This is a genomic window from Streptomyces sp. NPDC034037 (genome assembly GCF_055575715.1).
In genome coordinates, this window is record NZ_JBVISC010000001.1 from 1,372,082 (window position 1) to 1,380,701 (window position 8,620).

Genomic DNA, 8,620 nt, shown 5'->3' on the forward strand with positions numbered 1-8,620 from the left:
TCAGCTCGGTCCGGCCTTGTAACCGACACCCCGGACGGTCACCACGATCTCCGGCCGCTCGGGGTCCCGCTCGACCTTGGAGCGCAGCCGCTGCACGTGCACGTTCACCAGCCGGGTGTCCGCCGCGTGCCGGTAGCCCCAGACCTGTTCCAGGAGCACCTCGCGGGTGAACACCTGCCACGGCTTGCGCGCCAGCGCCACCAGCAGGTCGAACTCCAGCGGCGTCAGCGCGATCGACTGCCCCTCCCGCTTGACGGAGTGCCCCGCCACGTCGATGACCAGGTCACCTATGGCCAGCTGCTCCGGCGCGGGCTCCTCCGAGCGGCGCAGCCGCGCCCTGATCCGGGCCACCAGCTCCTTCGGCTTGAAGGGCTTGACGATGTAGTCGTCCGCCCCCGACTCCAGACCGACCACCACGTCCACGGTGTCGCTCTTGGCGGTGAGCATGACGATCGGCACCCCGGACTCCGCCCTGATCAGGCGGCACACCTCGATGCCGTCGCGGCCCGGCAGCATCAGATCGAGCAGCACGAGATCGGGCTTGGCCTCCCGGAAGGCGGCCAGCGCCTTGTCGCCATCAGCCACGAACGACGGCTCAAAACCTTCACCACGCAGCACAATCCCGAGCATCTCGGCCAGTGCGGTGTCGTCGTCGACGACAAGGACTCGTCCCTTCATGCCTGACATCATCCCATTCTCGTAACAGTGACTGGGGTGCTGGTGAGAGAGGTCACTGACCTGTGACGATAGTCGTATCGGGGCATCACTGTCTGCGGTGGCCGACCGCGGCCGAGGTCGGTAACGGACGCCGGGCGGGTCCACCCGTGACACCTCGCCCCGAGCCGACCGACAGCAAACCGGCCGGATCAGGGGTACGAAACAAGCCAAGAAGCACCCGGCCGGGCACCGCCACGGCACCCGCCGGGACGATCCCGATCTTGAGCCGGCCTCCCCGAGCCCGCCCCGGCACCGTCCCGCCGCCGCCCGCAGCGCGTCGCCGTTCCCGCACTCCGCCCCCGCCCCCGCGCTCCATCCCCTCCCGTCGGACGGCCCCGGACCGGCCCGGAGCCGGGGCCCTGCCCGGCACCGGGGCATCCGGTCAGCCGACGGTCACCCCGCGCGCCTGCCGCACAGCTCCGCGAGACCCTCCGCTGTCACCGGCGACAGGACCCCCTCCTCCGTGACGATCGCCGTCACCAGCTCCGGCGGTGTCACGTCGAACGCAGGGTTGTACGCCTGCGTCCCCAACGGGGCCACCGCGATACCGCCTCCTGCCTCCGTCCCGATCATCGGCACATGCGGCACCGTGACCTCCGTCACTTCATGGCCGGACCGCTGCTCCACCTCGATCGACGCTCCGTCCGGGGTGTCCAGGTCCACGCTCGTCACCGGCGCCACCACGATGAACGGCACGTGGTGATACCGCGCGAGCACCGCCAGCGGATAGCTCCCCACCTTGTTCGCCACCGAACCGTCGGCCGTGATCCGGTCGGCACCGATCAGCACCGCGTCCACCTCCCCGGCCGCGAACAGCGAACCCGCCGCGTTGTCCGTGAGCAGCGTGTACGCCATGCCGTTGCGCGCCGCCTCGTACGCCGTGAGCCGCGCCCCCTGGAGCAGCGGCCGCGTCTCGTCCACCCACAGCCTGCGCAGGCTCCCCGCCCGATGCGCCCGCAGGGCCACCGCGAACGCCGTGCCCTCCCCACCGGAGACCAGCGCCCCGGTGTTGCAGTGCGTCAGGATCCGGTGCCCGCCGCCCGGCAGCAGCTCGTCGAGCAGCGCCAGGCCGTGGGCCGCCATCCGCCGGCTGGCCCCGGCGTCCTCGGCGTGCAGCGCCCGCGCCGCCTCCAGCGCGGCACCGGCCGCCCGCTCGGGCCCCGCGCCACTCACCACGGCCGTGCGGTGGGCCGCCTGGGCCCGGCGGGCGCCGTAGGCGAGGTTCACCGCGGTGGGCCGCGCCCCCGCCAGCGCGTCCGCCGCCTCGTCCACATCGAAACCGCGGGCCGCGGCGAGCGCGACGCCGTACGCCCCCGCGATGCCCAGCAGCGGTGCCCCGCGCACCGCGAGCGCGCGGATCGCCTCCACCAGAGCCGGTGGGTCGGTGCACACCAGCTCGCTCTCCTCGCCCGGCAGCCTGGTCTGGTCGAGGAGGACCAGTACGGGGCCTTCGGGTGGCTCCTCCCAGCGGATCGCGGGAATCGTCGGGGCCTCGGTCGGCCGTATGTCCTCGCCGGATTGCGCGTACTGATCAGCCATCCGCCCAGTCTGCCCCGTACCCGGCGGACAATTGAAGGTGTCCCGTGAAGGTGTCCCGCCGCTGTCCGGGGGTGTCCCACCCCTGCGGCACCCGGTCACCCCGCCGGTGCCCCGTGGCACGATGGCTGGCAACCTGCCGCCGCACCCGCGGACGGGCACCGTGAAGGAGCGACGATGAACGACTCTCCGGGCTGGGCTTCGCCCGGATCCGCCCCCTCCGACGGACAGGACTCCGACGGGCCGGACACCGGCAAGCCGGACGCCGCCGAGCCCGCGGACGCAGGCCGCCAAAGCGGCCCGTCCAAGTGGTCCAAGGAGCAGCCGCCGCCCGCCGCATGGTCCCCGCCCGGCACCTCCGGCCCGACCCCGCCGCCTCCGCCCCCTCCGCCCGGCCAGGGCGGCGGCTGGGGATGGGGCCAAGGCCCCCACGGCGGCCCCCCGGCAGGCCCCGGAGCCCCCGGCGGTCCCGGTGGCGGCTACCCCGGCTGGGGCGCCTGGCAGGGCCCGCCGCCCGCCGCCAAGCCCGGCGTCATCCCGCTCCGCCCGCTCGGCGTCGGTGAGATCCTCGACGGCGCCGTGTCCACGATGCGCGCCCACTGGCGCACGGTCCTCGGCATCTCCCTGACCGTCGCCGTGCTCACGGAGATCGTCGTCGTCCTCCTCCAGGGACTCGTCCTGAACGAGTCGGTGGACACCGACGCCCTCGACGACCCGAGCGCGACCGTCGGCGAACTGACCCGCGCCATGGGCGACACCATGCTGAACTCCGGAGTGGTCCTCGTGATCACCCTGCTCGGCACGATCGTCGCCACGGCCCTGCTCACCATGGTCACCAGCCGCGCGGTGCTCGGCAGGTCCGTGACGGCGGCAGAGGCCTGGCAGGACTCCCGCCCCCAGCTGGCGAAGCTGTTCGGCCTGACCCTGCTCATCCCGCTCATCGGCGCCACGGTGATCGCCGTCGGCATCCTGCCCGGCCTCCTGATCGCGGTCGGCGGCGCCTCCGACGCCGGGGCGAGCCTCGCCGTCCTCGGCGGCCTCGCCGCGGGCGTCGCCGCCATCTGGCTCATGATCCGCTTCTCGCTCGCCTCCCCCGCGCTGATGCTGGAGAAGCAGAGCGTCCGGAAGTCCCTGACCCGCTCCGCCAAGCTGGTCCGCGGCTCCTGGTGGCGCGTCTTCGGCATCCAGCTGCTCGCCGCCGTCATCGCGAACATCGTGGCGTCGATCATCGTCATCCCGTTCACCTTCCTCGCCGGCGCGCTCAGCGGCGAAGGCATCACCGGCTTCCTCGACCACACCGGCGAACTGGGCTGGACGTTCCTGATCATCAGCGGCGTCGGCTCCGTGATCGGCTCCATGCTGACGTTCCCCATCACGGCCGGCGTCACCGTGCTCCTCTACATCGACCAGCGGATCCGGCGCGAGGCCCTCGACCTCGAACTCGCCCGCGCCGCCGGTCTGCCCGGCCAGGGCCCCGGCCCGTCCGGCACACCGGGGAGCTGATGCGGTGACCGCGGCGGGGGCAACGCTCATGGGATTCGGAGCGGCACCGCTCCTGCCGCGCGCCGGCGACGACCCGCCGGTGACGATCCCCCGCGACCCCGCGCGGGAAGCCGCCGAGCGCGAACTGTCCAAGCCGATGTACCACGAGCAGGACCCCGGCGTCCTCCAGCGCGCCCTGAACCGCTTCTGGTCCTGGGTCGACGACCTGTTCACCGCCGCCTCGGGGGCCACCCCGGGCGGCGGGTTCGGCCTCCTCGTCATCGTCCTGGCCGCCGTACTCCTCGGCGTCGCCCTCTGGTGGCGCCTCGGCACCCCCACCCGGACCCCCGCCGGGACGCCGCCCCTCTTCGACGACCGCCCCCGCAGCGCCGCCGAACACCGAGCGGCCGCCGCCGCGCACGCCGCCCGGGGCCACTGGAACCAGGCCGTCCAGGAACGCATGCGCGCCCTCGTCCGCGCCCTGGAGGAACGCGCCCTCCTCGACCCGCGCCCCGGCCGCACCGCCGACGAGGCCGCGGCGGAAGCGGGCCGCACCCTCCCCGCCCACACCGGCCGACTGCGCGCCGCCGCCCACGAGTTCGACGACGTCACGTACGGCGGCCGCACCGCCGACGAGCCCGCGTACCTCCGCCTGACCGAACTCGACCACGACCTGGAACACACCAAGCCGACCCTGACCGCCAACACCCACCCCACCCCGCCCAGCACCCCCCACGGAGCCACCAAATGACCGGCTCCCCCGACCCGACCGAACCGCCCCACGCCGCCGAGTGGCAACACCCGGGGGGCCACCGAGCGGCTGGCTCCCCCGGCCTGAGCGAGCCGCCCCACGCCACCGCACGCCCCGCTACCGAACAGCAACACCCGAAGGGCCACCGAGCGGCCGACTCCCCCCACCCCACCGAGCCACCTCAGGCCGCCGCACGCCCCACCACCGAGCAGCGACACCGGGAGGGCCACCGAGCGGACGGCTCCCCCGACCCCACCGAGCCGCGGCAGCCCGACGCCCCCACGTCCTCCACCTCGGTCGCGTCCACGCCCGGTCAGCTCTGGAGCCGCTCCCGGGGCGTCGTCCTCGCTCTGCTCGCCCTCCTGGCGGCGGCCGTCGTCATGGCCGCCCTCCGCTCCGGCGGCGAACACGGCCGCCTCGACCCGCGCTCCGCCGCCCCCCACGGCAGCCGGGCCCTCGCCGAACTCCTCGCCGAGCAGAGCGTGTCCACCCGCGTGGTCACCACCGACCGAGCGGCCCGAGCAGCGGCCGGTCCCGACACCACCCTCCTCGTCGCCGACCCGGACCTGCTCACCGACGGCCGGCGCGCCCGCCTGCGCACCGCCACCAAGGACTCCGGGGGCCGGACCGTCCTCGTCACCCCCGGCACTCCATCCCTCAAGGCCCTCGCCCCGGGGGTCACCGCGCACGCCACGCCCGCCGAGCGCTCCACCCTCTCCCCGGCCTGCTCCCTCCCGGCCGCCCGCCGAGCGGGCCCCGCCGACATCGGCGGCATCCGCTACGACACCTCCGCCCCGAACGCCGAGGCCTGCTACCCCAGCGACGGCCTGCCCAGCCTGCTCCATCTCCCCGCCCCCCACGGAAAGGGCGACACCGTCGTCCTCGGCGCCCCCGACATCCTCTACAACGACCGCCTCGACCAGCAGGGCAACGCCTCCCTCGCCCTGCAACTCCTCGGCTCCCGCCCCCACTTGGTCTGGTACCTGCCCTCCCTCGCCGACGACGCGACGGCAACCGACTCCGAGCGCCGCGGCTTCTTCGACCTGATCCCCTCCGGCTGGCGATGGGGCACCCTGCAACTGGCCGTCGCCGCCGTACTCGCCGCCCTGTGGCGCGCCCGCCGCTTCGGCCCCCTCGTCGTCGAACGCCTGCCCGTCGCCATCCGCGCCTCAGAGACGGTCGAAGGCCGGGCCCGCCTGTATGCCAAGGCGAACGCCCGCGACCGCGCGGCCGAGGCCCTGCGCGCCGCCACCCGTGCCCGCCTCGCCCCCCTCGTCGGCGTGCCCCCCGCCCAGGCCCACACGCCACAGACGCTGATCCCGGCACTGTCCACGCGCCTTCGCGCCCTCGACCACGACCCACACCCCCTTCTCTTCGGTCCGCCACCGGGCGACGACGCAGCCCTCATCGCCCTGGTCGACCGACTCGACGCCCTCGAAAGTGAGGTACGCCACTCATGATGGACCCGACCACTGACAACGGGCCCGCCACCGCCACCGGGCCCGCCGGAGCTCCCCGCGACGCACGCGCTTCCCTCGAAGCCCTGCGCGCCGAGATCTCCAAGGCCGTGGTCGGCCAGGACCCCGCCGTCACCGGCCTCGTCGTCGCCCTTCTCTGCCGCGGCCATGTCCTGCTCGAGGGGGTCCCGGGGGTCGCCAAGACACTGCTCGTCCGCGCCCTCGCCGCAAGCCTCGAACTCGACACCAAACGCGTCCAGTTCACCCCCGACCTCATGCCGAGCGACGTCACGGGCTCCCTCGTCTACGACGCCCGCACCACGGAGTTCTCCTTCCAGCCGGGCCCGGTCTTCACGAACCTCCTCCTCGCCGACGAGATCAACCGCACCCCGCCCAAGACCCAGTCCGCGCTCCTCGAAGCGATGGAGGAACGCCAGGTCACGGTCGACGGCACGCCCCGCCCCCTCCCCGACCCCTTCCTCGTCGCGGCGACCCAGAACCCCGTCGAGCACGAAGGCACCTACCCCCTCCCCGAAGCCCAGCTGGACCGCTTCCTCCTCAAACTGACGGTGCCCCTCCCGTCCCGCGAGGACGAGATCGACGTCCTCACCCGCCACGCCGACGGCTTCGACCCCCGCGACCTGCGCGCCGCCGGCGTACGCCCCGTGGCGGGCCCCGCCGACCTGGAGGCCGCCCGCACAGCCGTCGCCGAGACCTCCGTCTCCCCCGAGATCACCGCCTACGTGGTGGACGTGTGCCGCGCGACCCGCGCATCCCCCTCCCTCACCCTCGGCGTCTCCCCCCGAGGCGCCACGGCGCTCCTCTCCACGGCACGCGCCTGGGCCTGGCTCACCGGCCGCGACTACGTCATCCCCGACGACGTCAAGGCCCTCGCCCTGCCCACACTCCGCCACCGCGTCCAGCTCCGCCCGGAAGCGGAGATGGAGGGCATCACCGCGGACTCCGTCATCAACGCGACCCTCACCCGCGTCCCGGTGCCCCGCTGATGGCCCTCACCGGACGCGCGGCCCTCCTGGCGGCCCTCGGCAGCCTCCCCGTGGGCCTCTGGGACCCCAGCTGGACCGGCATCCTCGCCGTCAACACGCCGCTGGCCCTGGCCTGCGCCTGCGACGCCGCCCTGGCCGCCCCCGTACGCCGCCTCACCCTGACCCGCTCCGGAGCGACCTCCGTACGCCTGGGCCAGACCACCGACGTGGAACTCACCGTCACCAACCCCTCGGCCCGCCCCCTGCGCGCCCACCTCCGCGACGCCTGGCCCCCGAGCAGCCGGCAGCCCGGCACCGACGGCACGGAGCCCCGCCACCAGCTGACGATCCCGGCCGGGGAACGCCGCCGCGTCACGACCACCTTGCGCCCCACCCGTCGCGGCGACCACCACTCCGACCGCGTGACCATCCGCTCGTACGGCCCCCTGCGTCTCTTCGCCCGCCAGGGCTCCCACCAGGTCCCCTGGGCGGTGCGTGTCCTGCCGCCCTTCACCAGCCGGAAGCATCTCCCCTCCAAACTGGCCCGCCTACGGGAACTCGACGGCCGCACCAGCGTGCTGACACGCGGCCAGGGCACCGAGTTCGACAGCCTCCGCGACTACGTCCCGGGCGACGACACCCGCTCCATCGACTGGCGCGCCACGGCCCGCCAGTCCGCCGTCGCGGTCCGCACCTGGCGCCCGGAGCGCGACCGGCACATCTTGCTCGTCCTCGACACGGGCCGCACCTCGGCGGGCCGCGTCGGCGACACCCCGCGCCTGGACGCCTCCATGGACGCCGCGCTGCTCCTGGCCGCGCTGGCCTCCCGGGCCGGGGACCGCGTGGATCTCCTCGCGTACGACCGCCGAGTACGCGCCCTCGTCCAGGGCCGCTCAGCAGGGGACGTCCTTCCCTCCCTGGTCAACGCCCTGGCGACGCTGAAGCCGGAACTCCTGGAGACCGACGCCCGAGGCCTGACGTCGACGGCCCTGCGCACAGCGCCCCGCGGTTCCCTGATCGTGCTGCTCACCAGCCTCGACAGGGCGCCCATCGAAGAGGGGCTCCTGCCCGTGCTTTCCCGCCTCACCAGGCGACACAAGGTCCTGGTCGCCTCCGTGGCCGACCCTCACCTGGAGAAAATGGCCTCCGCACGCGGAACGGCGGAAGCGGTGTATGAAGCGGCAGCAACGGCTCAGGCCCGATCGGAACGCAACCGCACGGCGGAACAACTCACCCGCCACGGCGTCACCGTCGTGGACGCCACCCCCGAGAACCTGGCTCCCGCCCTGGCCGACGCATACCTCTCTCTGAAGGCAGCCGGCCGCCTTTAGGAACGCCCCGGGGTGCAACTGAAACTCCCTGAACGCAAAAAAGCCTCAGGCCCCGGACAATGTCCAGGGCCTGAGGCTTTATCAAAATTAGTTCGGCGGCGTCCTACTCTCCCACAGGGTCCCCCCTGCAGTACCATCGGCGCTGTGAGGCTTAGCTTCCGGGTTCGGAATGTAACCGGGCGTTTCCCTCACGCTATGACCACCGAAACACTATGAAACTGTCAACCGCACCGCAGTCGTGGCCCGACATACGGGGTTGTTCGTGGTTTCAGAACCAACACAGTGGACGCGAGCAACTGAGGACAAGCCCTCGGCCTATTAGTACCAGTCACCTCCACCCGTTACCGGGCTTCCAGATCT

7 protein-coding genes and 1 rRNA gene are annotated in these 8,620 nt (G+C 73.4%); 5 read left to right on the forward strand and 3 right to left on the reverse strand.

From position 1 onward, the window contains the following. Together mtrA and mtnA are read right to left on the reverse strand one after the other, a co-directional pair. Positions 1–690 (reverse strand): two-component system response regulator MtrA, encoded by a 690-nt coding sequence (gene mtrA / locus ACZ516_RS05965; protein ID WP_198502768.1) that lies wholly within the window; start codon positions 688–690, stop codon positions 1–3. A 420-nt stretch (positions 691–1,110) separates the two neighbouring features. After that, positions 1,111–2,256: an S-methyl-5-thioribose-1-phosphate isomerase gene (gene mtnA / locus ACZ516_RS05970; RefSeq protein ID WP_469008680.1), complete on the reverse strand. Its 1,146-nt coding sequence runs from the start codon at positions 2,254–2,256 to the stop codon at positions 1,111–1,113. A gap of 174 nt (positions 2,257–2,430) precedes the next feature. On the opposite strand from mtnA, the gene ACZ516_RS05975 reads away from it, so the two are divergent. From ACZ516_RS05975 to ACZ516_RS05995, 5 genes are read left to right on the forward strand one after another with little or no spacing between them, the layout of a single operon-like run. Then, positions 2,431–3,756 (forward strand): glycerophosphoryl diester phosphodiesterase membrane domain-containing protein, encoded by a 1,326-nt coding sequence (locus tag ACZ516_RS05975; RefSeq protein WP_469008681.1) that lies wholly within the window; start codon positions 2,431–2,433, stop codon positions 3,754–3,756. Positions 3,757–3,784: 28 nt separating this feature from the next. Next, entirely contained in the window at positions 3,785–4,486 is a 702-nt protein-coding gene (locus ACZ516_RS05980) for a DUF4129 domain-containing protein (RefSeq protein WP_469008683.1), read from the forward strand. Then, positions 4,483–5,946 (forward strand): DUF4350 domain-containing protein, encoded by a 1,464-nt coding sequence (locus ACZ516_RS05985; protein ID WP_469008684.1) that lies wholly within the window; start codon positions 4,483–4,485, stop codon positions 5,944–5,946. Before ACZ516_RS05980 ends, ACZ516_RS05985 begins: the two co-directional genes overlap by 4 nt. Further along, a complete protein-coding gene (locus tag ACZ516_RS05990; protein WP_469008685.1) occupies positions 5,943–6,950 on the forward strand; it encodes an AAA family ATPase in 1,008 nt (335 codons plus the stop codon). Before ACZ516_RS05985 ends, ACZ516_RS05990 begins: the two co-directional genes overlap by 4 nt. Further along, the gene (locus tag ACZ516_RS05995) at positions 6,950–8,260 is read left to right on the forward strand and encodes a DUF58 domain-containing protein (protein WP_469008687.1); all 1,311 of its coding nucleotides are present in this window, start codon (positions 6,950–6,952) and stop codon (positions 8,258–8,260) included. Before ACZ516_RS05990 ends, ACZ516_RS05995 begins: the two co-directional genes overlap by 1 nt. Before the next feature lie 90 nt (positions 8,261–8,350). On the opposite strand, the gene rrf is transcribed toward ACZ516_RS05995, so the two are convergent. Beyond that, positions 8,351–8,467, reverse strand: a 5S ribosomal RNA gene (rrf, locus tag ACZ516_RS06000). Positions 8,468–8,620 lie beyond the last annotated feature (153 nt).